At 60.9% G+C, this 25,659-nt stretch carries 24 protein-coding genes; 12 read left to right on the top strand and 12 right to left on the bottom strand.

Going from position 1 to position 25,659, the window contains the following annotated elements:
- Positions 1-2 precede the first annotated feature (2 nt).
- Genes AC25BC_RS24150 through AC25BC_RS24140 form a run of 3 tightly spaced genes read right to left on the bottom strand, consistent with a single transcriptional unit; the run spans position 3 to position 3,496 of the window.
- On the bottom strand, positions 3-1,514 hold the full coding sequence (locus AC25BC_RS24150) for a glycerol-3-phosphate dehydrogenase (RefSeq protein WP_012755630.1): 1,512 nt from the start codon (positions 1,512-1,514) through the stop codon (positions 3-5).
- 26 nt (positions 1,515-1,540) lie between these two features.
- Positions 1,541-3,121, bottom strand: coding sequence for an FGGY-family carbohydrate kinase (locus tag AC25BC_RS24145; protein WP_012755629.1), 1,581 nt, complete (start codon positions 3,119-3,121; stop codon positions 1,541-1,543).
- A gap of 57 nt (positions 3,122-3,178) precedes the next feature.
- Positions 3,179-3,496: a hypothetical protein gene (locus tag AC25BC_RS24140; RefSeq protein ID WP_157628364.1), complete on the bottom strand. Its 318-nt coding sequence runs from the start codon at positions 3,494-3,496 to the stop codon at positions 3,179-3,181.
- A 415-nt stretch (positions 3,497-3,911) separates the two neighbouring features.
- Here AC25BC_RS24140 and AC25BC_RS24135 point away from each other — a divergent pair, with 415 nt between their 5' ends.
- The 7 genes from AC25BC_RS24135 (at position 3,912) to AC25BC_RS24105 (ending at position 12,592) form a co-directional block, all read left to right on the top strand.
- Positions 3,912-4,568, top strand: coding sequence for a DUF2291 domain-containing protein (locus AC25BC_RS24135; protein ID WP_012755628.1), 657 nt, complete (start codon positions 3,912-3,914; stop codon positions 4,566-4,568).
- Positions 4,565-6,109 carry a sugar ABC transporter ATP-binding protein gene (locus AC25BC_RS24130; protein WP_128438837.1) on the top strand — a complete coding sequence of 515 codons (1,545 nt, stop codon included), beginning with the start codon at positions 4,565-4,567 and terminating at the stop codon, positions 6,107-6,109. The genes AC25BC_RS24135 and AC25BC_RS24130 overlap by 4 nt, the downstream gene beginning before the upstream one ends.
- A gap of 22 nt (positions 6,110-6,131) precedes the next feature.
- Positions 6,132-7,184, top strand: coding sequence for an ABC transporter permease (locus AC25BC_RS24125; RefSeq protein WP_003562489.1), 1,053 nt, complete (start codon positions 6,132-6,134; stop codon positions 7,182-7,184).
- 111 nt (positions 7,185-7,295) lie between these two features.
- Entirely contained in the window at positions 7,296-8,243 is a 948-nt protein-coding gene (locus AC25BC_RS24120) for a D-ribose ABC transporter substrate-binding protein (protein ID WP_128438838.1), read from the top strand.
- Positions 8,244-8,393: 150 nt separating this feature from the next.
- Positions 8,394-9,236: a DeoR/GlpR family DNA-binding transcription regulator gene (locus AC25BC_RS24115; RefSeq protein ID WP_003562490.1), complete on the top strand. Its 843-nt coding sequence runs from the start codon at positions 8,394-8,396 to the stop codon at positions 9,234-9,236.
- A 37-nt stretch (positions 9,237-9,273) separates the two neighbouring features.
- A complete protein-coding gene (locus AC25BC_RS24110; RefSeq protein WP_128438839.1) occupies positions 9,274-10,803 on the top strand; it encodes an FGGY-family carbohydrate kinase in 1,530 nt (509 codons plus the stop codon).
- Positions 10,804-10,840: 37 nt separating this feature from the next.
- Positions 10,841-12,592, top strand: a complete 1,752-nt coding sequence (locus AC25BC_RS24105; protein ID WP_128438840.1) for a glycerol-3-phosphate dehydrogenase/oxidase — start codon at positions 10,841-10,843, stop codon at positions 12,590-12,592.
- Positions 12,593-12,599: 7 nt separating this feature from the next.
- Here the strand turns inward: AC25BC_RS24105 and fba are convergent, their stop codons facing one another.
- The 6 genes from fba to AC25BC_RS24075 all read right to left on the bottom strand — a co-directional run bounded on the left by fba (position 12,600) and on the right by AC25BC_RS24075 (position 19,536).
- Complete coding sequence (fba, locus tag AC25BC_RS24100; RefSeq protein WP_113545731.1) at positions 12,600-13,664, bottom strand: class II fructose-bisphosphate aldolase; 1,065 nt, start codon at positions 13,662-13,664, stop codon at positions 12,600-12,602.
- 379 nt (positions 13,665-14,043) lie between these two features.
- Positions 14,044-14,892, bottom strand: coding sequence for a sugar phosphate isomerase/epimerase family protein (locus AC25BC_RS24095; RefSeq protein ID WP_012755623.1), 849 nt, complete (start codon positions 14,890-14,892; stop codon positions 14,044-14,046).
- Between the two features lie 11 nt (positions 14,893-14,903).
- Entirely contained in the window at positions 14,904-15,890 is a 987-nt protein-coding gene (locus AC25BC_RS24090) for an ABC transporter permease (protein ID WP_128438841.1), read from the bottom strand.
- The gene (locus AC25BC_RS24085; protein ID WP_128438842.1) at positions 15,890-16,918 is read right to left on the bottom strand and encodes an ABC transporter permease; all 1,029 of its coding nucleotides are present in this window, start codon (positions 16,916-16,918) and stop codon (positions 15,890-15,892) included. The genes AC25BC_RS24090 and AC25BC_RS24085 overlap by 1 nt, the downstream gene beginning before the upstream one ends.
- Positions 16,911-18,425: a sugar ABC transporter ATP-binding protein gene (locus AC25BC_RS24080; protein WP_128438843.1), complete on the bottom strand. Its 1,515-nt coding sequence runs from the start codon at positions 18,423-18,425 to the stop codon at positions 16,911-16,913. The genes AC25BC_RS24085 and AC25BC_RS24080 overlap by 8 nt, the downstream gene beginning before the upstream one ends.
- 127 nt (positions 18,426-18,552) lie before the next feature.
- Positions 18,553-19,536, bottom strand: a complete 984-nt coding sequence (locus AC25BC_RS24075) for an autoinducer 2 ABC transporter substrate-binding protein (protein ID WP_012755619.1) — start codon at positions 19,534-19,536, stop codon at positions 18,553-18,555.
- Positions 19,537-19,782: 246 nt separating this feature from the next.
- On the opposite strand from AC25BC_RS24075, the gene AC25BC_RS24070 reads away from it, so the two are divergent.
- Both AC25BC_RS24070 and AC25BC_RS24065 read left to right on the top strand, forming a co-directional pair.
- Positions 19,783-20,841 (top strand): LacI family DNA-binding transcriptional regulator, encoded by a 1,059-nt coding sequence (locus AC25BC_RS24070; protein ID WP_017996211.1) that lies wholly within the window; start codon positions 19,783-19,785, stop codon positions 20,839-20,841.
- 327 nt (positions 20,842-21,168) lie between these two features.
- A complete protein-coding gene (locus AC25BC_RS24065) occupies positions 21,169-21,417 on the top strand; it encodes a hypothetical protein (protein WP_128438844.1) in 249 nt (82 codons plus the stop codon).
- 86 nt (positions 21,418-21,503) lie between these two features.
- Here the strand turns inward: AC25BC_RS24065 and rsgA are convergent, their stop codons facing one another.
- From rsgA to AC25BC_RS24050, 3 genes are all read right to left on the bottom strand, one after another.
- Complete coding sequence (rsgA, locus tag AC25BC_RS24060; RefSeq protein ID WP_128438845.1) at positions 21,504-22,556, bottom strand: ribosome small subunit-dependent GTPase A; 1,053 nt, start codon at positions 22,554-22,556, stop codon at positions 21,504-21,506.
- 34 nt (positions 22,557-22,590) lie between these two features.
- The gene (locus AC25BC_RS24055) at positions 22,591-22,767 is read right to left on the bottom strand and encodes a hypothetical protein (protein ID WP_003549623.1); all 177 of its coding nucleotides are present in this window, start codon (positions 22,765-22,767) and stop codon (positions 22,591-22,593) included.
- A gap of 447 nt (positions 22,768-23,214) precedes the next feature.
- Positions 23,215-24,399, bottom strand: a complete 1,185-nt coding sequence (locus AC25BC_RS24050) for an MFS transporter (RefSeq protein WP_012755610.1) — start codon at positions 24,397-24,399, stop codon at positions 23,215-23,217.
- Positions 24,400-24,536: 137 nt separating this feature from the next.
- On the opposite strand from AC25BC_RS24050, the gene AC25BC_RS24045 reads away from it, so the two are divergent.
- Genes AC25BC_RS24045 through AC25BC_RS24035 form a run of 3 tightly spaced genes read left to right on the top strand, consistent with a single transcriptional unit; the run spans position 24,537 to position 25,422 of the window.
- Positions 24,537-24,827 (top strand): hypothetical protein, encoded by a 291-nt coding sequence (locus AC25BC_RS24045; protein ID WP_245459810.1) that lies wholly within the window; start codon positions 24,537-24,539, stop codon positions 24,825-24,827.
- A 47-nt stretch (positions 24,828-24,874) separates the two neighbouring features.
- A complete protein-coding gene (locus tag AC25BC_RS24040) occupies positions 24,875-25,129 on the top strand; it encodes a type II toxin-antitoxin system ParD family antitoxin (protein ID WP_128438847.1) in 255 nt (84 codons plus the stop codon).
- Entirely contained in the window at positions 25,129-25,422 is a 294-nt protein-coding gene (locus AC25BC_RS24035; RefSeq protein ID WP_012755607.1) for a type II toxin-antitoxin system RelE/ParE family toxin, read from the top strand. Before AC25BC_RS24040 ends, AC25BC_RS24035 begins: the two co-directional genes overlap by 1 nt.
- The last annotated feature ends 237 nt before the right edge of the window (positions 25,423-25,659 follow it).

Below are 25,659 nucleotides of genomic sequence, written 5' to 3'. Positions count from 1 at the left end.
CTTCAGGCGGCGGCAAGGCGGGTTGAAGCAAACCACTCGCCAAAGGCCGCGCGCTCCGCTTCGTTCAGATGGAGGTAGTGTTTGGTGCGGCGATAGAGGATGTCGTCCGCCGTTTCGGCCCATTCCGTGGCGACGAGATAGCGGGCCTCGGCCTCATAGAGCTGTCCGCCGAAATGCCGTCCGAGCCCTTCTATGCCCGTCGCACCGGCAACCACATTCCTGGCGCGGGCGCCATAGAGACGGCCGTAGTGATGCACGAGCTTGCGCGGCATCCAGGGATAAATATCGCGCAGGCTGTTGGCGAAGCTCTCGTAATCGGCATTCGGAATCTCGCCGCCCGGCAGCGGCGCTTTCTCAGTCCAGTCGCCTCCCATATTCGGGAAAATATGCTTGAGACGCTGCATGCCGCGTTCGGCAAGCTCGCGGAATGTGGTGATCTTGCCGCCGAAGACGTTGAGCAGCGGAGCGCCGCCTGTCTCGTCGAGATCGAAGACATAGTCGCGGGTAACGGCGGACGGGTTGCCCTTGCCATCGTCAAACAGCGGGCGCACGCCGGAGAAGCTGTGCAGCACGTCGTGGCGACGCAGCTTTTCCTTGAAGTAGCGATTGACCGCCTTGAGCAGATACTCGATCTCCGTCTCGTCGGCGGCGACATCCTCGGCCCGGCCTTCGTAGGCGATGTCGGTCGTCCCGATCAGCGCCTTGTCGCCCTCGTAGGGATTGATGAAAATGACGCGTTTGTCGTGGTTCTGCACCAGATAGGCATTGGCGCCTGCCCAGAACTTCGGCACGATGATGTGGCTGCCCTTGACGAGGCGGACATTGCGGCCGGAGTTCGAACCGGCGACGCGATTGATGATGTCCATCACCCAGGGGCCGGCGCAGTTCACCAGACATTTGGCACGGAAGGTTCGCATCTCGCCCGTGGCGTTGCTTTTCGTGACCACGGTCCAACCGCCATTCTCGCGACGGGCCGACACGGCCGGCGAGCGGGTGAGAACCAGAGCGCCGTTTTCCGCTGCGCTGACCGCGTTCAAGGTCACGAGGCGGGCGTCGTCGACCCAGCAATCGGAATATTCAAAGCCGCGTGTGTATTGATCGAGGATCGGCGTGCCTTCCGGGTCGCGGAGCAGGTTGAGCGTGCGGGTCCCGGGCAGCTTCTTGCGGCCGCCGAGATGATCATAGAGGAAGAGGCCGAGCCGCACGAGCCATGCTGGGCGATCCTCCGGGCTGTGCGGCAGGACGAAGCGCATCGGCCAGATGATATGCGGCGCGGCGTTGAGCAGCACTTCACGCTCGATCAGCGCCTCACGCACCAGGCGGAATTCGTAATATTCGAGGTAACGCAGGCCGCCATGCACCAGCTTGCCCGAGCGCGACGAGGTTCCCTGGGCTAGATCGTCCTTTTCGCACAGCACGACCTTCAGGCCGCGGCCGGCAGCATCGCGTGCTATCCCCGCGCCGTTGATGCCTCCGCCGATGACGAAGAGATCCAGGAGTTCGGGTTCGGTCATGTCATGCTCCTTCGATGCCTGCTGCATCAGAATTGCGCGCCCACCGGCGACGTCGTTGCGGCTGCGGCAAGCTTGTCCCAGGCGGGCGCCATTGCCTGGCGCACATCGGTATAGGCAGAAAAGAGCCGGTCGAACCGGTGGGCCTCGCTGGCATCCGGTGTCTCCGGATCGCCGAGCAGCGGCGTCACCCAGTCGGCAATGCAATCGTCCATGCTGGAATAGACGCCGACAGCCACCGCGGCCATCATCGCCACGCCGGCCGCCCCCGTCTCCTCGCGGCGCGACTGGCGGATCGGTGCGTTAACGGCGGCCGAGAGTGAACGGCGAAGGGCGACGGAGCGTGTTGCCCCGCCTGTGACCCGCAGTTCTTCGGGCATCGCACCCATCGCCGCGTAGCAGTCGCGGGTGGCAAGACCCAACCCTTCGACCACGCTGCGCAGCAGGTCAGGGAAGCCGTGACGCATCGAAAGCCCAGTGAAGCCCGCGCGCGCATTGGCGTTGACGAAAGGCCCACGTTCGCCCGCCTCGGAAATGTAGGGGTGGTAAAGTACCGACCCCGGTCGGCTTTCTGCAAACCAGCCGTCAATGCGTGCAATGAGGTCTGCATGCAAAGCAGGCTTGCCTGCCTCGGCCATCAGATAGGCGGCGACATTAAGGATCCAGTCGATGTTGATCGTGGCGCCCATATTGGTCTGGACCTGAGTGACGATGCCGGGGATAGGCAGGGCGATCACATAGCCGGTGCCCTCGCGATTGAGCTGAACGTCGGCAACGGACTTGGCGCGCAAATGCACGCCGGTGGAGCCGATCGTCGAGCAGGCAGCGTTGCGAGCGCCGCTGCGCACACCTGCACCAAGCGCCGTCATCACCATGTCGACATAGCCGAGGCAGACCGGCGTTCCGGCAAGAAGCCCGCAGGCCTTCGCCGCCTCCGATGTCAGCGGGTGACTGATCTCGCTGCCGTCGATGATTTCGGGCAGGAGCCCGCGCCTGTGGTCAAGGCCGAGCGCGTCGATGACGACGGCATCATACTGGCGCGTCCTGAAATTGCCAAAGGTGAAACTTGCCTCCGATGGATCGGTTGCCCGCACGCCTGTTAGGTTGAGATAGAGCCAGTCCTTGCAGTGCAGTGCCGTCTCCGCCCGATCGAGAAGATCCGGCGTGAAGCGGTCCATATGGGCGAGTTGCGCACCCTGCTGGCAAGTGTTGAGGCCGGTGCCGGTCGCCTCGAAGCGGGCACGATTCTGCGTTCCGCCGGCGAGTGCCGTAACCGTCGTTGCGGCGCGCGCGTCGAGCCATAGCCAGGCATCGGCAACGGGCCTATTGGCGCGGCCGACGAGCCAGGTGCCGTCGCCCTGTCCGGTGACGGCGATGGCTGCGGTGCGTGACGCAAGATCGGCGACTTTTTCGCCGAGACCAAGCAACGCGCTGGCGCAATCGAGCCAGGTCTGATCCAGCGACTGCGTTGCCGACCCATCGTCTCCGGTGGCGTATCGGTTGCGAACGGAGGCCGTGGCGATCTGGCGGCCGGACAGATCGAAGGCGACGGCCTTGATGACCGAGGTGCCGGCATCTATGCCAATGATGATCTTCTGGGTCGATGTCATCGCAGGCCTATCTCGCCACCACAGCAAGCGCCGCGGCGGGCAATACGCGCATCAAATTCATCTGAAGTCCTCCCGATCCCTAAACTCTCTGGGATGATGCATCCGGCTGCCAACGTCGGCTCGTCCATGGGCAACGGCAAGCGCGCCGCTTTTGACAAATTCCAGACGGCGCGCAGCTGAAACCTCCCTGAGCTCGCTCGAAAAGATAACATAAAGATACCACAATGCCAGTAAAATTTTTCTAGCGATGTAATTTTTTTCATCTAAAATAGAAGAGCAAGGAGTTTGCTTGCGCGCCGTCGCGCCAGCGGGGGGCGGCATCAAAAGCGGCAGTGCACGCAATGTTTCATCTGTCGTATATTGCATTAAAAACATATGGATGGCGCCACTTTACGGCTGAGTGACAAATGTCAAAATGTCTGCATTTTCCGTCGCTTTTTGCTGCGCTGCAGCGTGATTAACAAGATGTGAGGTCGTGCATTCCAGTCGAGTTGCCGCGAAAGTGCCGTTGACAGCTGATAAAATATATAACATGATTTACGGCATAACTAACATACTTCTATCACGGAAGTGCGCTTCCTGATGGAGAATTTGCAGGCCCAGGCGGTTGGAGGAGACAGCCGCCGGTCTTGTTGAGGAGGCTTCCAATGCGAATATTCGTCCAGAGTTGCGCTCTTGCGGGTGGCCCGCCGGTTTGTGATCCGGTGCGGCGCAATGCTCCAGGCCGCCTGCGATCATCATCTCGCTAGCCCTCTCCATCTTGCCATTCCAAGCCAAAGGCCGTCCGGACATGAGTACCTCGCCCGATCATGCAGCATCAAAGCCGAGCAGCGGCAATCGCGGGCTCCTTGTCAGCGCGGCGTTGGCGGTCATCGTCGTTGCAGCGATCGCCTTCGACACGACGGTGGTCAAGATCGGCTCCGAAAACGATGTGCGCCAGCAGGCATTCTCTCCGGAAACCTTCGGCGCCGAGCAATTCCCGAAGATCAAGGCAAATGTCGAGGAGCGGGCGATTGCAGCCGCCGATCTCGCGGCCGCCATTGCCGCCGACAAGAAGGCGGCGGCCGAGAAATACGGCACTGCGACGAGCACCGGACCGGTCATTCCCGTCACGCTGACCGGCGTTTTCGGCGCCCGCAAGTCGAACACCAACGAAATGAAGATCGATGGGTTGCCTCCCGAGACGGTGGTCCGTGTCCAGACCGGCCCTGCGGTCAACGGCACGGACCTCCGCGATGCAACCGGCACCATCGAATTCGGCCAGTTTACCAACCAGATCCAGTATCAGGATGCCGGCTCGGCCATCAATAACGAGATGAAGAAGGCGGTTTTTGCGGGCCTGGATGCTGACGCCCTGGACGGAAAGCAGGCGACCGTGGTCGGCGTCTTCAAGCTCATCAACCCGAAGAACTGGCTGGTCACGCCGGTGAAGGTTGAGCTCAAATGAGCCAGCCGCAACGCAACAACGGGCCGAAAGGCGAGGTCGTCCTCGCCGCCCGCCATATCGCAAAATCCTACGGCAGCGTTCACGCCCTCAAGGGAGTGAACTTCGACATCCATCGCGGCCAGGTCACAACGCTGTTCGGAGAGAACGGCGCCGGCAAGTCAACCTTGATGAAGATCCTTTCGGGTGTGGCGCAGCCAAGCTCCGGCGAGATCATTCTCGACGGCTCACCGATCAGCTTTAGCTCATCGACCCATGCGCGCGAGTGCGGGATCTCGATCATTCACCAGGAGCTCAGCCTGGCCCCCAATCTGAGTGTCCGCGACAATATTTTCATGGGCCGGGAGATCATCAAGGGCGGTGTCGTCGACTTCGCTGAAGAGGAGCGTCAGACCTGGGCGCTGATGGAAGAGCTCGAGGAAGACATCGATCCGCTGACGCGCGTCGAGGATCTTCGCCTCGGCCAGCAGCAGATCGTCGAGATTGCACGGGCACTCTCCGTCAATTCGCGCATCCTGATCATGGACGAGCCGACCTCGGCGCTGAGCGCGACGGAGGTGGAAGTGCTCTTCAAGGTCATCCACGACCTGACGAGCCGCGGCGTGTCGATCGTCTACATATCGCATCATCTGGAAGAGGCGCTGCAGATCACCAATCACGCCGTCGTTCTGCGCGACGGAAACATGACGGCCTATGCCGAGCGCAAGGATATCGATCTCGAATGGATCGTCCGCAACATGGTCGGCGAGAATTTCGACCTTGGCAGCCCACCGGAGGATCACCCGTTCGGAAACGTCTCGCTTTCCATCGAAAACCTCAGTGTCCCCGGTCCCTCCGGCGCTGCTTATAATGCAGTCGATCGTCTGTCTCTCAAGGTGCGTGCCGGCGAAATCGTCTGCATCTACGGGCTGATGGGGGCGGGGCGCACGGAACTGCTCGAGTGCATTGCCGGACGTCTGCGCGCAAGTGGCGGACAGGTTCTGCTCGAAGGACAGGACGTCAGTGCGCTCAGCATCGCCAGGCGCATTGCCAGCGGTCTCGTGCTCGTGCCCGAAGATCGCCAGCGCGACGGCCTCGTCCAGACGATGACGGTCGGCTCCAATCTGTCGCTTGCGAGTATCCGCGCCTTCACCAAAGGGCTTTTCACCTCCGGCCATCGGGAGCGCGATCTCGTCAATGACGCGATCCGGCGGGTGCATGTGAAAACCGATGGCGGTGCGGCTTCGATCGGCTCGCTCTCCGGCGGCAACCAGCAGAAGGTCGTCATCGGCAAGATGCTGGCAACCCAGCCGAAGGTCATCCTGCTTGATGAGCCAAGCCGCGGCATCGACATCGGCGCCAAGGCGGAAGTTTTCAAATTGCTCGCGGAGCGCGCCAAGCAGGGATTGGCGGTCATCTATTCGACGTCCGAAGTCAATGAATGCCTGAGTATCGCACACCGCATCATCGTCATGCACCGCGGCAGGATATCGGCCGAGTTCGGCTCGGATGTCACCAAGGAAAAGATCATGGCCGCCTCCGGCGAAGCCGTGATCGCGCACTAGCCTGGATTATGGAGCACTGATTATGTCAGTCACGAACGTCACCGAAAAGAAATCAGTTTCCAGCGGGCCGAAGCGCAACACCAATATCGTGCGTCTCATCCTGGAGGGCCGGGCCTTCTTCGCGCTGATCGTCATCATCGCGGTCTTCTCGTTCCTGTCGCCCTATTACTTCACGCTGAACAACTTCCTGATCATGGCGTCGCACGTCGCGATCTTCGGCATTCTGGCGATCGGCATGCTGCTCGTTATCCTCAATGGCGGCATCGATCTGTCGGTCGGCTCGACACTGGGGCTTGCGGGTTGCATTGCCGGTTTCCTGATGCACGGCGTCACGCTCACCTATTTCGGCGTCATCCTCTACCCGCCGGTCTGGGCCGTCGTCGTCATCACATGTGCGCTCGGCGCGCTGGTCGGTGCGGTCAACGGCGTGCTGATCGCCTATCTCAAGGTGCCGGCCTTCGTCGCCTCGCTCGGCGTGCTCTACGTCGCCCGCGGTATCGCGCTCTTGATGACAAACGGCCTGACCTACAACAATCTCGGTGGCCGTCCGGAACTCGGCAATACCGGCTTCGACTGGCTCGGCTTCAACCGCCTCGCAGGCATTCCGATCGGCGTCATCGTGCTTGCGGTTCTCGCCATCATTTGCGGCATCGTGCTGAGCCGCACCGCCTTCGGCCGCTGGCTCTACGCCTCAGGTGGGAACGAGCGTGCTGCCGATCTCTCCGGCGTTCCGGTGAAGCGCGTGAAGATCATCGTCTATGTGCTTTCGGGCGTCTGTGCCGCAATCGCCGGCCTGGTCCTCTCCTCGCAGCTGACCTCCGCCGGCCCGACGGCAGGCACAACCTACGAGCTGACGGCGATCGCAGCCGTGGTCATCGGCGGCGCGGCGCTGACCGGCGGCCGCGGTACGGTTCGCGGCACGATGCTCGGCGCCTTCGTCATCGGTTTCCTTTCGGACGGCCTCGTGATCATCGGTGTCTCGGCCTACTGGCAGACAGTATTTACCGGCGCTGTGATCGTTCTCGCCGTCCTCATGAACAGCATCCAATACGGCCGCCGGGTCAAATCGTCCTGACGGCTGAGACCGAAACTTATCCACGACGGCAGCCTGGAGTCCAGAAAGCCGATTGGGGAAAGCAACGCCGGATCACCGGCAATAACTGAGCTCACGAATGGGAGAGAGACTATGTTTAAGAAAGGCATGCGCATACTTCTAACCGCCGCGGCCGTAGCACCGCTTCTGGCAAGCTCGGCTTGGGCAGCGGGCATGATGACGATCATCGTCAACGATCCGTCGAATCCCTATTGGCTGACGGAAGGCAATGTCGCCAAGGCAACCGCCGAGAAGCTCGGCTATACGGCCTCGGTCAACGCCCACAAGGGTGACACCAATACCGAAAGCAACCTGATCGATACGGCGATCACCAACAAGTCGGTGGCGATTATCCTCGACCCGGCAAACGCCGACGGTTCCGTCGGTGCGGTCAAGAAGGCCGTTGCTGCCGGCATCCCGGTCATCCTCGTCAACGCCGAAATCAACCAGGAAGGCCTGGCCAAGGCGCAGCTTGTTTCCAACAACGCACAGGGCGCCGCCCTCGGCGCACAGCAATGGGTCGAAGCAATCGGCGACAAGGGCAACTATGCCGAACTCTTCGGCGCTCCGTCCGACAACAACGCGGCAACGCGGTCGAATGGCTACGAGACTGTCCTTTCGCAGTATCCGGATCTGAAGAAGGTCGCCAAGGAAGTTGCCAACTGGGACCGCACCCAGGGCCACAACAAGATGCAGTCCATGCTGCAGGCCAACCCGGATATCGTCGGCGTCATCTCGGGCAATGACGAAATGGCGCTTGGTGCGATTGCCGCACTCAAGGAAGCCGGCAAGCTCGCCAATGTGAAGGTCGGCGGCTTCGACGGTTCACCGGATGCCGTTGCTGCCATCAAGGCGGGCGAACTCCAATACACCGTCCTCCAACCGGTTGCCGTCTTTTCCGAAGAAGCGGTCAAGCAGGCCGACAATCTGATCAAGACGGGTAACACGGGTGCCAAGAGCGAGAAGCAGCTCTTCGATTGCCTGTTGATCACCAAGGACAACATCGACAAATACACTGGCCCGTTCGTCCTGTCGCAGTAAAACGGTAAAGGGCGCTCGCAAGAGCGCCCTCATTTTCATGCTCGAAGCTACGGCCGGCGGTCCAACCGCCAGTTGTGTTTCGCCTTTTTGCCTTGGCGCGGCAATCGCTGTACGAAGCTGGGATCCATTATTCAGCGACAGGGGTGACCCGTGACACAGAAGACCAGCCGGGACGACGATCTGTTGGACCAGCTCACCAGCGACAGCCGGCAGACGCGCCAGATTGCGCGCCGCCGCATGATTGCAGAAGCCGTGATGGGTGAAGGCTCGATGCGGATTGAAGACCTGACCGACCGCTTTGGGATCAGCCTGATGACGGCTCACCGCGATGTCGATGAACTCGTCAGCCGCGGCCTCTTCAGGAAGACACGCGGCATCGTCACTGCGGCTGCGACCAATCTCATCGAATCCAGCGACGTCTACCGCTCCAACCGCCAGTCGGCGGAAAAGAAGCTGATCGCCGAGGCGGCAATGCAATTCGTCGAACCGGGACAGGCGATCTTTTTCGATGACTCGACCACGGTACTTCAGATGGCGGCGCATTTGCCTTCGAAGGTACCGGTCACCGCAATTACCAATTCCCTGACCCTGATGAATGCGCTGACGGGCCTGCACGACGTGACGCTGCTCGCCCTCGGCGGCCAATATTACAATTGGTGCAATGCCTTCATGGGTCGCATGACCATCAACGAGATCAAGGCTCTCAGGGCAGATGTCGCATTCATCTCGATGTCGGCGATCAGCGATGGCACGGTGCTGCACCAGTCTCCCGAGACAGTCGATACCAAGCGCGCCATGTTCGACTGCTCCGTAAAGCGCATCCTGCTTGCCGATCATACCAAGTTCGAACGGCGTGCGCTCCACAGTTTCGCAGCACTGGATGAGTTCGACGTCGTTATCGTCGACGACAAGACCCAGCCGGTGCACATCGACCGCATGCGGTCCAGAGATATCAACGTGGTCATCGCCAAGGGCGCCGGAGGGCGCTCCTGACGGCGCCGGCCCGTTGCTCCTCGTGAGGTAAATTTAAATGCCGACACTGCTCGGGATCGATAGTGGTTTGACAGTCACCAAGGCGGTCATCTTCGATATCGACGGCACGCCGCTTGCAGCCGCCCGGCGCCGCGTCACGCAGTTCATTCCGAAGGCCCGCCATATCGAGCGTGACATGGATGAATTGTGGAACGCGACGGCCGATGCCATCCGCGAAGCGATTTCGCTCAGCGGGCGACCGGCAAGCGACATAGAGGGCATTGCCGCTACCGCACATGGAGACGGCATCTACCTGCTCGATCACGCCCAAAAGCCGCTCGGCCGGGCCATTCTTTCGCTGGACAGCCGGGCAGGGGCGATCGTCGACCGGTGGACGCAGAGCGATGTCGCCGACCTGGCGATCGAGCTGACCGGGCAGATCCCGCATGTCTCCGCTCCATCGGCCTTGCTTGCCTGGATCCGCGACATGGAGCCTGAGCGCTACAAGCGCATTGGCCATTTCTGCAGCTGCAAGGACTGGCTGCGGTTCTGCCTGACCGGGATCATCGGTACGGACCGCACCGAAGCCAGCACCTCCTTCACCAATGTCAAAACGCAGAACTACAGTGAGGACGCCCTGCGGCTGTTTGGATTGCAGGATCTCGTCCACGCCCTGCCACCAGCCTCGCGCTCCGACCAGATGGTCGGACGCGTGACCCGTGAAGCCGCGCAGCTGACGGGCCTTGCCGAAGGGACGCCTGTCGTTGCCGGTCTGCACGATGTCACCGCCTCGGCGCTCGGGGCAGGGGGCTATGCCAAGGGCGTTGTCGCGGTCATTGCCGGGACCTATTCGATCAACGAGACGCTTTCGTCGGAACCGCGTGTCGATCGGCGCTGGTTCTGCCGCAACGGGATTGCGCCCGGGATCTGGAACAGCATGTCGATCTCCCCGGCATCGACAGCCAATTACGACTGGTTTCTGGATACGCTCTGCGCTGCCGAGCGAACGAATGGCGAGGTCCAAGGCAACTCGATCCACGCCCTGCTGGCGCCCGAGATCGACGCCGCCTTCGAGCGCCCCTCGACGGCGCTCTTCCATCCCTATCTGTTCGGCTCGCCTTATGGCGCAGCCGCCAGCGCCGGTTTCTTCGGGCTCGGTGGATGGCACGACCGCGGCGACATGCTGCGCGCCGTGCTTGAAGGCATCGCTTTCAATCATCGCATCCATGTCGATGCGCTTCGCGACGGCTTTGCCTTCGATCAGGTGCGGCTCGCCGGGGGCGTCTCGCGCAATCCTGCCGTCGTGCAGATGTTTGCCGATGTGCTTGGCATGCCAGTGACGGTAACCGAGACGGATGAGGCGGCCGCCTGGGGTGCTGCGCTTTGTGCCGGCTCGGGCGTGGGTATCTTTGCCGATCCGCAGAGCGATCCGCGCGACACCGCCTCCATCGCGAAGACTTGCCGGCCGGATGCAGTGCGCAGCGCGGATTATGAAAAGCGTTATCAGGTGTTCCGCGACATTGCCGACGCGATGGTCCCCCTTTGGCCTAGGATTGCCGCGCTTGCGCCGGAGCAATCGGCAAACTGAAAAGATAGATGCCTGCTGCGGCGGGCGATTTAGGACGATGAGCATGACCTCCGATTTGCAGCAGCGCTTCTCGAATCTCGGCGAGAACGATATCGACGTTTTGATCATCGGGGCGGGCATCAACGGTGCCGGCCTGTTCCGCGACCTCTCACTACAGGGTGTCAATTGCCTGATCGTCGACAAGGCCGACTTTGGCTCCGGCACGAGCGCCGCACCATCGCGGCTTATTCACGGCGGCCTGAAATATCTGGAAACGGGTGAGTTCGGACTGGTTGCGCAGTCGACGCTTGAGCGCAACCTCCTGCTCAAGAACGCGCCGCATTGCGTCGAGCCGCTGCCGACCTTCATTCCGGTCTTTTCCTGGACCCGCGGCATCTGGGCAGCGATCCGGACGCTCTTTGGGTCGAAGACGGCGCCACGCAGCCGTGGTGCGGTTCTCATCAAGATCGGGCTTCGGCTCTACGACTTCTTCGGTTCGCGCGATCAGGTCATGCCGCGCCACCGGCTGATCCTGAAGAAACAGGCGCGCAGAGAAATGCCGCATATTACCCCCGCCATCGTCGCCGGCGGCATCTATTACGACGCCAAGATCAGCAGGCCGGAGCGGCTCGTCTATGAGCTCGTGCGTGATGGTCTCGACGCGAACGCGAGAAGCCTCACGGCAAATTTCGCGACACTGGCTGCCGTTTCAGAAGGGCGTTTGACCTTCCGTCAGCCCGATGGCCGCGAGTTCAGCGTCGCTCCCAAGCTGGTCGTCAATGCGGCAGGTCCCTGGATCGATCAGGTCAACACTTTGCTCGGCGCTCCATCGCGGCTGATCGGCGGCACCAAGGGTTCCCATATCCTGCTTAACCATCCCGAATTGGTGCGAAGCCTCAACGGCCATATGATCTATTTCGAGGCCGACGACGGCCGCATTTGCCTGGTCTACGACTATCTCGGGCTGGCCCTGGTCGGGTCGACCGACATTCCGGCCGGTGATCCGGACAATGTCTCCTGCGAGGAGCCGGAAACGGAGTATTTCCTCGAAAGCATCCGCTCGCTGCTGCCGACGCTTCGCTTCGATCGCGATCAGATCGTTTACAGCTATAGCGGCATCCGCCCGCTGCCGGCATCGGATGCGACAGCACCGGGGCTGATCAGCCGCGATCACTCCGCGCCGGTAAAGGAGCCAGAAAGCGGCAGACCGTTTCCGATCGTTTCACTGGTCGGCGGCAAGTGGACGACGTTCCGCGGATTTGCGGAAGAGGTCGCCGACACCGTTCTCTCCCGGCTACAGCGCAGCCGCAGCCATTCGACACGCTATCTGGCGATCGGCGGCGGTAAGGCCTTTCCGGCGGATGCTGAGCAGCGTCACGCCTGGATCAGCGATGCCGCGGCGCGCGGCGCTGTTGTTGCCGAGCGAGCCGACGAACTGCTCGGCCGCTACGGCACGACGGCAACGGCCCTGCTTTCTTCCCCTTCAAGCTATTCCGACGAACAGCGCCTGACGGGTGCGCCGCATTACAGCCTCCGCGAGATCGACTGGATCGCCCGGAATGAACTCGTTATCCACCTGTCGGACATCGTGATGCGCCGCACGACGCTTGCGATCCAGGGTCGGTTGACGCTGGAAGGCTTGCGGGAAATCGCCGGCGTTGCCGAGGCAGCGCTGGGCTGGGACGGCGAACGCACGGCAAGCGAAATCCAAGAGCTTGTCAGCCAGCTGAGCCGTTTCCACGGCCAAACGCTGACGGGCAAGCCTGCGGCCGCCGAGCCGGAAAAGGCACCCCGCCCGGCCTCAGGCTAACCCAGTTTCAAGAGAAAGCCGGATCGAGGGAACCGGATTTATAACGCTTCGCCATTTCCGAAACGGCAAGCGGCGTGATGCGGCCCGCCATGCCGGCAGTGCCGAACTGTTCGAACCGCTCCTTGCAGAGCTTGGTCAGCGCCGTCATTGCCGGCTTCAGATATTTGCGCGGGTCGAACTCGCTTGGGTCTTCCTGCAGCACGCGGCGGATCTGACCGGTCATCGCCATTCTGCCATCGGTGTCGATATTGACCTTGCGCACGCCATTCTTGATGCCGCGCTGGATTTCCTCGACCGGCACTCCCCATGTCGGCTTCATCTGGCCGCCATACTTGTTGATGATCTCCTGCAGCTCGATCGGGACCGAGGACGAGCCATGCATGACAAGATGCGTGTTCGGGAGCTTACGGTGAATTTCTTCGATGACGTTCATCGCCAGCACCGAACCGTCCGGCTTGCGGGTGAACTTGTAGGCGCCATGCGATGTGCCCATCGCGATGGCAAGCGCATCAACCTTGGTTTCACGCACGAACTTCACGGCTTCGTCTGGATCGGTCAGCAGCTGGTCGTGCGAAAGCTTGCCCTCGGCGCCGTGGCCGTCCTCGGCCTCGCCCATGCCGGTCTCGAGAGAACCGAGAACGCCGAGTTCGCCTTCCACCGAGATGCCGCCGAAATGCGCCATATCGGTCACCATCTTGGTGACGCCGACATTATAGGCCCAGTCGGCGGGCGTCTTGGCGTCGGCCTTCAGCGAACCATCCATCATCACCGAGGTGAAGCCCGCCTGGATCGCCGTCATGCAGTTGGAGGGATCATTGCCGTGATCGAGATGCACGCAGACCGGAATATGCGGATAGATTTCAACGACAGCATCCATCATATGCTTCAGCATGATGTCATGGGCGTAGGCGCGGGCTCCGCGCGACGCCTGCATGATAACCGGCGCATGACACGCGTCGGCGGCTTCCATGATGGCGAGCGCCTGCTCCATGTTGTTGATGTTGAAAGCGGGAACGCCGTAGCCTTCCTCCGCAGCATGGTCGAGCAGTTGCCTCAGCGTAATGCGTGCCATCCAAGATTCCCCCATATCGATGGTCGATCGAAACGCCGCCATCTCTTCGAAACTAGAGCCCGGGCGTGAGCCGTTCAAGCCTCTTATTTTAATAGGCAAAATGGCATAGGAGAAAGAATGTAACAAGCAATAATAACAATATCACAAACAGTATGATATTTCTTGACAGTCATTTCGCCTGCCCGAGGCCAAGTGATATTCAGGGGATGTGCTGAAGAGGCGGGCCGCCGACACGGTCCTCTGCCAGCGATGGCGAGATCTCTTCAGTCAACACCCCATGTGGACGCTACGGTTGCGGCTTGTGACCAATGGCAGACGGCCAGCATCAGCCTCGATCTAAAGCTGATGCAACCGAATGGGCGACATCCGGCAACTGGGGTCAGATAAGACCATATTGTTCCGCCTTGTTGCGCAGGAATGGCAGGCCCTTGTCCATGACCTCTTCCATATCGCGTGCGACGGGGCGCCAGACGGCCAGGCCATAGGCGACCTCGGGCGGCATATTGATGAAGCTCTCCATCGCAAGTCCGCCCTTGAAGCCGATCGCAGCGAGCGCGGCGTAGATCGCATCCCAAGGAATATTGCCGTAGCCCGGCGTGCCTCGGTCGCTTTCGGAAAGATGGATATACTTGAGGTGGTCGCGGGCGATCAGGATGCCGTTTGCCGCACCCTTCTCCTCGATATTCATGTGGTAGGTGTCGAGGTGAACGAAGACGTTGTCCGCGCCGACACGCTCCACCATATCGACGGCCTGCTGCGCCGAGTTGATCAGGTGGTTCTCATAGCGGTTCACGGCCTCGACGCCGAGCTGGACGCCGTACTTCCTCGCGTGTTTTGCTGCTGCGTCGAGCACCTTGGCGATGTTGTCGTATTCGCCTTGCGTCGGTGGCAGGCCGGTGCGCTCGCCGATGCCGCCGAAGATGACGCCGGAGAGCGCCTCGGCGTTCATTTCCGCAGTCTTTTCGATAGCAACCTTCAGGTGCTCGATCGCCGCATCCGGGCGGACGGAGGCCCAGGCGTGCTCCGGCAGGCCGAGCGAGCAGACGGCGCGCAGCTCGTTCTTTTCAAGCAGGTCGCGGGTGTGTTTGGCATCGACGGCCGGCGCGTTGAGCAGCGCGATCTCGATGAAGTCCATCTTGTAGTGCACGGCTCCGGCGATTGCCTTTTCGGCGCCTGCGCGATCCCAGTTCATGGTCCACATGCTGGTGTGAACGCCGAAACCTTCCATGGTCGTATCTCCTATTTGACGATTTTGATGAACTTGGCCGAGAGCCAGCGCAGCACCATCACGACGATGAGCAGGATGCCCCAGACGGCAGTGGTGAGGTGCTGGTTGGCGCCGAGCAGGTTGAGCCCCGAAGAGAGGAGCTGCAGCACGATGAGCGCCACGAAGACGGGCAGGACGCGGCCGAAGCCGCCGAAGGGATTGATGCCGCCGAGAAAGCAGGCGAGCACGGTGATCAGCAGATAGGATTCGCCGTGGCCGACACGCACCGAATTGAACCGCGCAAGCATAATAATGCCGGCAACCGCAGCCATCACGCCGGAAAGCATATAGACCAGCACCAGGACCTTGCGGGTGTTGATGCCAGAATAGCGGGCAGACTCGATATTGGAGCCGATCATATAGGTGGAAAAGCCGAGCTTGGAGCGCGAGAGCAGGATGTGGCTGGCGATCACACAGGCGATCAGGATCAACAACGGGACGGGGATGCCGAGGATGCTGCCGTGGCCGATCGGAGCGACGAAGGTGGGAAAGCCCGAGATATCGCCGCCGCGCGTCAGAAACTCGCCGAGGCCGCGCAGGAAGATCATCATCGACAGCGAAACGAGGATCGGATGGGCGCGGGTAAAGGCGATGACGAGGCCCATGACCAGGCCGCTTGCCGCGCCGATGGCGAGTGCCAGAGCCGAACCGAGCAGAAAGGCGCCCGGGCCTGCATCGATGCCGCCATTGGCCTGCAGCGTCCAGGCGAGCGTCAGGCCGGCGATGTTGGCGGTGAAGGTGATCGCAAGGTTGAGGCCACCGGTGAGGATCGGCATCAGCATGGCGAGCGTCAGGACGCCAAGCTCGGGAAGCTGAAAGGCGACCGATCCGAAGGTCGCGGCCGTCAGGAAATGCGGCGAGGCGAAGCCGAAGACGACAAGCACCGCCGCCAGCGCGGCGAGGGGGCCGGCCATGTCGGCCCCGAAGACGGCGTTGAAGCGGGCGGCGAGCGCGTCCATCAGCTCTCTCCTCTGTCTACAGTCCTGTCACCGGTCGATTTGCGGGTCGCAAACACCGGCACCAGATTGCCGATGCGGGCGCTCGACAAGGTGATCGCAACGAGGATGATCGCGCCGACGATCATCTTGAAGGCGAAGGGCGAGACGCCCATTAGGTTAAGGCCGTTCTGGGTGATCGAGACGAGCAGCACGCCCAGCACGCAACCGAGCACCGAGCCCTTGCCGCCGCCCAGCCGCGCCCCACCGAGCACCACTGCGGCCAGGACATCGAGCTCGCGGCCATAAAGTGCGTTCGGCACGACCTCCTGCGCATAATGCGCCTGCATGAGACCGGCGATGCCTGCCATCAATCCAAGCCAGCCGAAGGCGATGAACTGCATGGCGCCGATATTGATGCCGAAGCGGCGCGCGCCTTCCGGATTGTCGCCGAAGGCATAGAGCTGCCGTCCGGTCGTCGTGCGGGTAATGAAGAACCAGGTGGCGAGCGTGCAGACGGCCATGACGACAACCGGCAAGGTGATCTCAGCCCAGCTCCCATCGGCCATTTCGCGCTCGTAGATAATGACGCGGCTCGTCAGCCAGTCGGGCAGATTGTAGATCGACACGCCCTTGGTGAAGAACATCAGCAGGCCGAAATAGACGTTGAAGGTGGCAATCGTCGCGACGATCGAGATGATGCGGAAGCGATGAATCAGGAAGGCGTTGATCATGCCGAGCACGATGCCGATGCCGGCCGCCATCAGGAAGCCGGATAGCCATCCACCGCCGCCGATCCTCTCGAGCGCAAGTGCGGTGACATATTGTACGATCGAGGCGGCGACGGCGAAGGAGATGTCGATCCCGCCTGATATCAGCACCACGAGCAGGCCGACGGCAAAGATGATGTTGACCGCGCTGATATTAAGCAGGTCGAACCCATTCCCGAGCGTGAAGAAGCGGTCGGTCGTAAAAGCGAGGACAACACTCATCGCGATGATGACGGCAAACAGCACGAATTCGGTCGTATAGGCCAGAAACAGCTTACGCATAGACCGCCGCCTCCAGGTCCTTCAGTGTGGTCGTGCGGGGATCGTGCCAGCCGGCGATCCGGCCCTTTTCCATATGGACGATCCGATCGGCGTTGAAATAGACCTCCGGCACCTCGTCCGAGATGAGGATGATCGCAAGCCCCGCCTCGGCCAGACGCGCAACGATTTCGAAGATGCCGGCGCGCGCGCCGACATCGACGCCGACGGTGGGCGCATCGAGGATCAACACTTTTGGATCGGTGGCGAGCCATTTGGCGATCGCGACGCGCTGCTGGTTGCCGCCCGAAAGCGTCGAGATCGCATCGTCCTGCTTGCCGATCCTGATGCCGAGATCGGCGATCCAGCGCGCGACGAGCGCGCGCTTCTTTTCCGGCGAAATGAGCCGGCCGCCCAGGATACGGTTGAGCGAGGCCATGACCAGATTGTCGGCGATGGATTGCGGCTGGTTGAGACCAAGCGAAAGGCGGTCTTCGGAGAGATAGGCGACACCTGATGTGATCGCCTCGCGGTTGGAGGCAAAGCGCATCGGCTTTCCCTCCAGCACGATCGTTCCGGCGGCGGGACGGCGCATGCCGAAGAGCGTCAGCGCAAGTTCGGTGCGCCCTGCGCCGAGCAGGCCGGTGATCCCGAGCGTTTCGCCACGGCGCAGATCGAAGGAAATGTCCTCGAACTCGCCAGCCCGGGAAAGCTTGCTGACGGAGAGCAGGACCGGGTTCTGCGATCGGTCGCGGGCGCGAACGTTCTGGTCGAAGGTGCGCCCGGTCATTAGCTCGGTGACCTTAGACTGGGTCATGCCCTCCACCGGATAGACCCCGACCAGCGCGCCATCGCGCAGCACCGTAATGCGCGAGGAGATTTCCAGCACTTCCGCAAGACGATGGCTGACGAAGACCACGGCAACGCCCGAAGCCGACAGCGTGCGCACGATCGCCAGCAGATGATCGGTCTCGGACTGGGTGAGCGAGGCGGTCGGCTCGTCCATGAAGACGATGCGGGCCTCTCCGACCAGCGCGCGGGCGATTGCGACGATCTGGCGCTGGGCGATGGCGAAGTCCTTGAGGGGTCTGTCGACGTCGAGGGTGATGCCGAGCCGGGCGAGCGCGTCCTCGGCTATCCTGCGGATCGCGGCATAATTGACGAAGCGCGGGCGCGAACCGGAAAGGGTCTGGAAGGCGATATTCTCAGCCACGCTCATCTCCGGAAAGAGCGCGAGGTCCTGCCAGATGATCTGGATGCCGCGGGACTGAGCCATGCCTGGCGTCATGTGGGATATCGTCTCGCCATCGAAGACGATCTCGGCGCCGTCAGCAGGCCGATAGACGCCGGAGATCACCTTGATCAGCGTGCTCTTGCCGGAGCCATTTTCACCGGCGAGGCAATGCACTTCGCCGGGCAAGACTTCGAAGGAGACGTTTTTCAGCGCTTTCACACCGCCGAATGTCATGTTGATGCCGCGAAGCGAAAGAAGCGGCTGGGCCTTCACACCATCATCCGTTGCCGTGCTCATGCCGGTTGCCTGTCCAGTCGAATGCCATGAAAGATCAATGGTCCGGCCATGGCCGAATACCGCTCTCTTTTCCCGAACGCCGGGCCGGTCGACATGGACCGGCCCGACACCCGGGGAGGGGGCCTCTTCAGAGGCCCATAGCGGCCAGGTCGTCGACCGTATCCTTGTTGATCGGCAGCAGCTGATCGACGATGATGTCGTTACCAACAGGCTTGATCACGCCGAGACCCGGAATGTCATCACCTTCCTTGACGCTCTCGCCCTTGATCAGGCGATCGGCGAGCGTGACGAAGACTTCGCCGGCCTGTTTCGGATTCCACATGAAGCCGCCCGATATCGCACCTGATTTGATCAGCTTCAGGCCTTGGCCTGGCGAGAACGGGCCGAGCACGAAGATCTTGCCGGTCTTGCGGCGTTCCTCGATAGCGCGCCCGGCGCCGATCGGACCCTGGCTACCGAAGGCGAGGAAGCCGGTCAGATCCGGATGCGCAGCGATGAGATCGAGCGCCGTCGAGCGGCTCTTGTCGACGTCTTCCGCCACGCCGTAGCGCTCGCCGACGAGTTTCATGTCTGGGTAGTTTGCCTTGATATAGGCGATTGCGGCGTCCGCCCAGGCATTGTGGAGCGGCACGGTCAGCGAACCGACGAAGACGGCATATTCGCCTTTGCCGCCCATTTTCTCAGCGAGCAGCTTGCCATGCGCTTCACCAAAACCGGTGGCCGATGCGAGTTCGAAATTCCAGTCGGCGCCCTTCTGCGAGGGCGATTCATGCGTAATGACCTTGATGCCGGCGGCTTGCGCCTTGGTGAGTACGGGCTCGAGCACCTTGGCATCGTTCGGGACCACGCCGATAACCTTGACGCCCTGGGCGATCAGGTCTTCGATGGCGCGCACCTGCAGCGCCGGGTCGGCGCTGGTCGGGCCAATCATGAAGGCATCGACGCCCAGTTTCTTACCCTGTTCCTTGATGCCGGCTTCCATCGCGTTGAACCAGGGAATGCCGCCGATCTTGACGACAACGCCGACTTTCGGCGCGTCCTGCGCAAACGCGACCACCGCCCCGGCAAGCGACAGCGATGCGGCAAATGCCGCTACGATAAGGCTCCTCATCCTCACTCCTCCTCAAAGGTCGCTCATACGAACGACGACCACCGGCCGGTTCGCGGCAGGTTTTTCCTGGTTGCTTCTTGGCGAGGGAATACCCTTGCCTCCCATCCCGCCTCCTCCGGCGAACCATCTTTTGCACAATCGATCTTTCTTTTTTGCACAATCGATGGTGCAATGACTATCGATCAAGGTAGAGCTTTCGTCAAGAGGGGTTTGTTTCTAAGGGAAGCGACAAAGGAAAGGCGAGATATGACCGACATCGGCAAGAAGAAGGCGACGATCTACGATCTCTCGATGCTATCGGGTGCGTCGCCTTCGACCGTGAGCGCCGTGCTGAACGGGAGCTGGCGGAAGAGGCGTATCAAGGAGGCGACGGCGCAGCTCATTCAGAACCTGGCGAACGAGCACGGCTATACGGCAAACCTGCAGGCCCGTGGCCTGCGTTCGTCCCGCTCCGGTCTCGTCGGTCTTCTGCTGCCGGTGCACGACAACCGCTATTTCTCCTCCATGGCGCAGTCTTTCGAGGCGCAGGTCAGAAGCCGTGGCCAGTGCCCCCTCGTCGTCAGTGCCTGTCGCGATCCGGAGGAGGAACGCAAGGTCGTCGAGACGCTGATCTCCTATTCGATCGATGAGCTTTTCATCGCCGGCGCAACCGATCCGGATGGCGTGCACAAGGTTTGCGAAAAGGCTGGGCTGAAGCACGTCAACATCGATCTGCCGGGCACGCTGGCGCCGTCGATCATCAGCGACAATCATGAAGGTGCGCGCATGCTGACACAGGCGATCATCGAGCGCTCGCAAGAGGATGGCCCGCTTTCACCCGACGATCTGTACCTGTTCGGCGGCCGCAACGACCATGCCAGCCATGAGCGAATTCGCGGTTTCCGGGACGTAAAGCGCGCATTGCTGGGCGCGGATCCCGACGTCTGCATCCAGCCGACCGGCTATTCACCCGCCATGACGGCCCGCGCCTTCGAAGCCTTCTACGAAGGCCACGGAAAGCTGCCGCGCGCATTCTTCGTCAATTCCTCGATCAATCTCGAAGGGCTGATGCGCTTCCTCGCGCTGCACCCGCACGAGACCTTCGCCGATATCGTCGTCGGCTGCTATGACTACGATCCCTTCGGCTCCTTCCTGCCTTTCCCCGTCTTCATGATCCGGCAGGACAGCGAGGCAATGATCACCAAGGGGTTTGCGATCCTCGATGCGGGCCGCGGGCCGCCAATCACGCATCTGGTGCGGCCGACGCTCGTCCCACCCCGCACGGCGCTGACCGGCCCGCTCGATGCGCTGAAAGATATTGAGTAATGCGTCCTGCCGCGTTTCGCTACGATCAACGATGGGGGAGGATGCTGGGCGTGCAGCTTGCACCACATAGGCGCGCCTGATGACCCTAGTGCCGCGCGCCGATACACCCCTTCAAGAGCACTAAAACGGGCGGGGCCTCGGCTGAGTGGTACCGATTTACAACGAGTGCTTCGAGTCTTTCTCGCAACACCTGACCAGGAACTGAAATCTTGGACGGATTTGGCTGGATTAGAGCGATTCAGTTACGGTATCCGTAGAACTGCGAGCGATTTGCGCGAGCGGGACAGCTAGAGACAGCATGTCCGCATCTCCTAAAGCAGGACCTTGATGAACGCGGATATGATAGCCGCCTGGGCGGTGGAAAATGGATTCCATGCGATGGATTCCGGGAATTATTGTCGCCATGACAATGCAGGCGTGATCACGATCGAGCTAAAGAGGATGTCATTCCTCCTCATCGATGAGAGGCAAGGATTGCGACCGCGTCTCATATCGCGGCTGTTCAAGGACATATCCCTCACTAGCGGGAGCAGCCGCTTGCAGGGTCTTCTTCTTGACCGCAATCCCAATCATTGAGCGCTCACGCCATCCTCCAGCCCAGCCAATTCAGGTAGCGGATTGTGGCTGACGCCGATGAGCACCGTCGCAAACGTTCAACACTTTCAATATTTCTTCTTGCGAACGATTTTGTTGCCGCGGGGTCCGCTCACGACCGGTGTTCGGTCGCTGTTTTCGGCAAGCAGGCTCCGCCAGCGTTCGAGGCGATCGACGCCCAGGGCACCGCTTGCGACAGCTGCCTGGACCGCGCACCCAGGTTCATGGGCATGGGTGCAATCGCGAAAGCGGCACAGCGGCGCCAGTTCAGTTATTTCAGCAAAGAGGGTGTCTATACCGTCGGCAACATCACTCACGTAAAGCGTTCTTATTCCCGGCGTATCGATGACCCAGCCGCCCCCTGAAATTGCATGCAGGGATCGCGCCGTGGTGGTGTGTCGGCCCTGCGCGTCATATTCGCGGATGGTGCCTGTCTTTTGCTTTGTGTCAGATTCAGGCCCGGTCATGGTGTTCACCAGCGTTGATTTTCCGACACCAGAAGATCCCACTAGCGCAACCGTCTGGCCAACGCCGCACCAGGGCCTTAACAGGGAAACGGCGTCCGCGGAGCGCCCATTCAAGGCAATGACAGGCACATCGCGTTGCAAGGCCTCGGCTTGGGCCTGGAACAGGCCGGCATCCTCCGCGGTGTCAGCCTTTGTCAGCACAATCACCGGATTGCTCCCGGCCTGGTTGGCCATGGCCAGGTAACGTTCCAGCCGAGCAAGATTAAAATCGGCATTGCACGAGGTCACGATCAACAGGGTGTCGATGTTGGCGGCAACAAGTTGCTGGCCACGCCCGCCTTCCAAGCGTCGTTGAAAGACGCTTTTTCGATCGAGACGTCTGACAAGCATGTCAGTCAATGCATCGGCAAGAACCCAGTCGCCCACGGCGTAGTCACCAGTACTGGTATTGGATGGAAATTCCAGTCCGACCGGCCCGGTGACATCGATTGCCTCGATGCGTGCCCGGTGAACTGAAGCGATGCGTCGGGGGATCAAGTCCGCTTCGCTGGGCTGGACCTGGTCCGCGAAGAATTCAGACCACCCAAGCAGTTCTAGCGGTGAAGAAAGTTGGGAGCTGGTCAAATCTTGTTCCACTTTCGGTAAGGCTGCCATAAAGGGTTTTCAATGATCTTCCGCGGCTTTTTGCCTAGCTGCGTGGATGATCCCGTTTTGGCAACGAGGTTGCGTAAGCAGCAGCTTCGCCGGGGTAGGGGAAATCGTCCCCGAGTTGACGGTCGCCATCGTAGACTTTGAAGGCAGGCCCCTCAACTTCAACGATCTTATAGCCGTTCACGTATTCGATCTTCGGTGTTTTCCAGCCCATCAAAAGCTCTCCTGTCCGGTCCGAGGGTTGTCTCTGAAGATGGTGCCAATACCTCATACTCAGCGGTCTATGACGTATCAGGTGCTTCACGATTAGCCAACGCCAGTTCGATACCGTCCAGACCACCGTTCGTCTGCAAATTCGACAAAGAGCCACCGCCAGGCTGTATTACCGGTGATCAATGGGCACGATGGCGAGGGCGATCGCCCAATCGACGTGGTCGAGCCCGCCGGCTCAGATACCCTTGCCGTCAACAAACTCGGCGGCAAGCAAGTGGCCTCGCGCCTGCGCCCGCATTTCCCTCGACCAGACGCGCGACTCGCAAGGCGATCTACTTCGACCAGCAGAGCCAGCCGTATTGCTTAGGGAGAGCACCGAGCACGCCGCAACGACGTCCTCGGGTTTTCGCCGAACCAATCGCGCGGCCAAAACCGGTAGCCCAGGCCGTTACCCGTTGACGCTCCGAGCAGTCGCAGCGCTACCGCCGCCGGCAGCCCGGCGCGTAGCAAGCGCCTTGGCCGAAAAGAGCGCGTAAATGATAAGGGGAAGGCAAACGAGATAGGATGTCCGTATGCCAGCATGTTCGGCAATGAAACCGAGCAGCGGCGGCGCCAGGAAAAAGACGACAAAGCTCATTTGGCCGAGGGCGGCGACGTTGAGATACGCCGCGCGATCGGTGCGTTGGGCCGCCGCCGAGACAGCGAGAGGATAGACCGCGCTGCAGCCGGCGCCCATCAAGGCAAAGCCCGCCAGCGCGACATAGGGATGCGGCGCCCCCGACACGGCGCAGATGCCGATGGCCGAAAGAACAAGCAACATCGTGGCGACGGCCCGCGCGCCAAACCGATCGACCAGCGGATCGACGAACAGGCGCGCCAGCGCCATGCAGAAGGTAAAGAGCGTCAATCCCAGTCCGCCAATGAAGGGCTCGACCGAAAACACATCGCGCATATAGATCGCCGACCAGTCGATCCCGGCGCCTTCGACGAGAAAGGCCGCGATGCCGATCACGCACAGCGGCATGAGGCCCCAGGTGGGAAGCGCTACCAGCGGTGCCTTGCCTTCATGCAACGCGATCCGCGCCGGCGCATTCCGCATGCCGGAAATCGCCCAGATGCCGATGACAACAACCGCGACAAAGGTCACGGCGAGATGGAGTTCCATCGAAATCCCGGCTTGGCGAACGACCGAGGAGACAAGTGCTGTGACGAAGAAGCCGAGGCTCCAGAAACCATGCGCCCTGTTCATCACACCGCGTCCTAGCTGCGCTTCGATACGGTCGATCTCAACATTGAGATTGATCTCCAGCGCCCCGGCGAGCAGCCCCTCGACGAAAAGCACACAGAACACGACCGGCGCCGCACCAATCCACGGCACCAGAGATAGCAGCGCAGACGTGCCGAGAACAGTAATGAATGCCGTCGTACGCGCGCCGAGCCGGGCGATCAAGGGCGAAGACAAAGTCAACGAAATCAAGGCGCCGATCGCAGCCCCTATCAGGGTCAACCCAAGCTCGGACTTATTGACGCCAAGTGCAACCTGCAAATCCGGCATCCTCGACAGCAGCGCCCCCAGCGACACAGCGAAGAGAAAGAAGCAGACATAGATCCGCTGCTGCGGGGCGATTTTCATGATGCAACTCCGGGGATTGACGCGTCGACGCAAAACACGCGCGTATGGACCTGGGATGTCTATCTCACAGAGCCCAAGATCGAAACTGGTTTCTGAGGGAATGCGTCGGAGAATGTGATATTGGGGACCGGCGCGATTTGCCGAGCCGCGGCAACGTGCGCGTGCCGCTTGATCAAGGTTGCAAGCTTGCCGCCGCGATTCCGAATGCGAGCTTCGTACCGCTTGAGAGCAAGAACCATGTGCTCGTGCCGGACGAGGCCTGCGTGCAACGTGTTTTCAAGCCGAACTTGCTGCCTTCCTCGGGCAGGATCGGTTGCAACCCCGCGCGGTTCGTGGGGCTATCTCACATCAAGCCTCCCAACGATCTCCTTTGGTCCAAACCAGGTGCGTCGCTTTTCGCCTATATAGAGAATGAGGAGCCAGTTTGACAAACTTTGCCAATTTCACTTAACCTATGCGCAGTATGGAGGCTTGAATGGCTACTATGAACGTATCTTTACCAGATCCAATGAAAGATTGGGTCGAGGCGCAAGCGAGGACCGGGCGATATTCCAATGCCAGTGACTATGTGCGCGACTTGATTCGCAGGGACCAAGCACGCAGTGATAAGATTGCTGCCATGCAACGCTTTGTCGACGAAGGTGTCAAAAGTGGTGTTGGCTGTCGCTCGAAGGACGAACTCTTTGCAGCGGCAGTCGCGCGCGCGGAAACGACCTGCGGCAGCAGATAATGCGTTTTAGCCTTTCTGTCGAAGCGGAAGAGGACATCATTGCAATCGCCGAGCAAAGTGTCCGCATTTTCGGATCTGCACAGGCTAGAAGGTATCATGACGAGCTGTTCGCGGTGCTTGACCTGATTGCCGCGAATCCGCAAATGGCGCGTGAACGAGAAGAGATTTGGCCGCACGTTAGGATCCATCCGTTCAAAGCGCATCTCGTTGTCTACCGGATCGAAGAGAACGGAGCCATTTTCGTGATCCGAATACGCCATGGACATGAAGACTGGGCCGGCGATCCTGGTTAGGCCTCGCCGATTGAGCGCATAAGCACAGTTGCATCGGGTTCATGTAGCCAGGAATGTAACGCCTCTCAAATGAGCTGGCATCCATAAATCATTGTTATCCCACGTGACTAGGACAACGGGTCCGCGCTCGCTTTCCTTCAATGCGAGGGCCTATCCGCTTTCAAACCGATAGTGGCGAGTAGGGCGGCCGCGGGTGGTGACGCACAGGAACCCACCAATGAATGCGCCAGTGGCCTT

This window comes from Rhizobium sp. WSM409, from assembly GCF_057653825.1.
This window is presented reverse-complemented; position numbering and strand designations above follow the sequence as displayed.

Coding starts and splice junctions, on each gene's coding strand:
- AC25BC_RS24120 (WP_128438838.1), top strand. CDS start 7,296: ATGTTTAAGAAAGGCATGCGCATACTTCTAACCGCCGCGGCCGTAGCA.
- AC25BC_RS24095 (WP_012755623.1), bottom strand. CDS start 14,892: ATGGAAGGTTTCGGCGTTCACACCAGCATGTGGACCATGAACTGGGAT.
- fba (WP_113545731.1), bottom strand. CDS start 13,664: ATGGCACGCATTACGCTGAGGCAACTGCTCGACCATGCTGCGGAGGAA.
- AC25BC_RS24055 (WP_003549623.1), bottom strand. CDS start 22,767: ATGGGCTGGAAAACACCGAAGATCGAATACGTGAACGGCTATAAGATC.
- AC25BC_RS24110 (WP_128438839.1), top strand. CDS start 9,274: ATGCCGACACTGCTCGGGATCGATAGTGGTTTGACAGTCACCAAGGCG.
- AC25BC_RS24080 (WP_128438843.1), bottom strand. CDS start 18,425: ATGAGCACGGCAACGGATGATGGTGTGAAGGCCCAGCCGCTTCTTTCG.
- AC25BC_RS24135 (WP_012755628.1), top strand. CDS start 3,912: ATGAGTACCTCGCCCGATCATGCAGCATCAAAGCCGAGCAGCGGCAAT.
- AC25BC_RS24090 (WP_128438841.1), bottom strand. CDS start 15,890: ATGGACGCGCTCGCCGCCCGCTTCAACGCCGTCTTCGGGGCCGACATG.
- AC25BC_RS24125 (WP_003562489.1), top strand. CDS start 6,132: ATGTCAGTCACGAACGTCACCGAAAAGAAATCAGTTTCCAGCGGGCCG.
- rsgA (WP_128438845.1), bottom strand. CDS start 22,556: ATGGCAGCCTTACCGAAAGTGGAACAAGATTTGACCAGCTCCCAACTT.
- AC25BC_RS24105 (WP_128438840.1), top strand. CDS start 10,841: ATGAGCATGACCTCCGATTTGCAGCAGCGCTTCTCGAATCTCGGCGAG.
- AC25BC_RS24140 (WP_157628364.1), bottom strand. CDS start 3,496: ATGTTTTTAATGCAATATACGACAGATGAAACATTGCGTGCACTGCCG.
- AC25BC_RS24065 (WP_128438844.1), top strand. CDS start 21,169: ATGAACGCGGATATGATAGCCGCCTGGGCGGTGGAAAATGGATTCCAT.
- AC25BC_RS24070 (WP_017996211.1), top strand. CDS start 19,783: ATGACCGACATCGGCAAGAAGAAGGCGACGATCTACGATCTCTCGATG.
- AC25BC_RS24035 (WP_012755607.1), top strand. CDS start 25,129: ATGCGTTTTAGCCTTTCTGTCGAAGCGGAAGAGGACATCATTGCAATC.
- AC25BC_RS24040 (WP_128438847.1), top strand. CDS start 24,875: ATGGCTACTATGAACGTATCTTTACCAGATCCAATGAAAGATTGGGTC.
- AC25BC_RS24145 (WP_012755629.1), bottom strand. CDS start 3,121: ATGACATCGACCCAGAAGATCATCATTGGCATAGATGCCGGCACCTCG.
- AC25BC_RS24075 (WP_012755619.1), bottom strand. CDS start 19,536: ATGAGGAGCCTTATCGTAGCGGCATTTGCCGCATCGCTGTCGCTTGCC.
- AC25BC_RS24150 (WP_012755630.1), bottom strand. CDS start 1,514: ATGACCGAACCCGAACTCCTGGATCTCTTCGTCATCGGCGGAGGCATC.
- AC25BC_RS24050 (WP_012755610.1), bottom strand. CDS start 24,399: ATGAAAATCGCCCCGCAGCAGCGGATCTATGTCTGCTTCTTTCTCTTC.
- AC25BC_RS24085 (WP_128438842.1), bottom strand. CDS start 16,918: ATGCGTAAGCTGTTTCTGGCCTATACGACCGAATTCGTGCTGTTTGCC.
- AC25BC_RS24130 (WP_128438837.1), top strand. CDS start 4,565: ATGAGCCAGCCGCAACGCAACAACGGGCCGAAAGGCGAGGTCGTCCTC.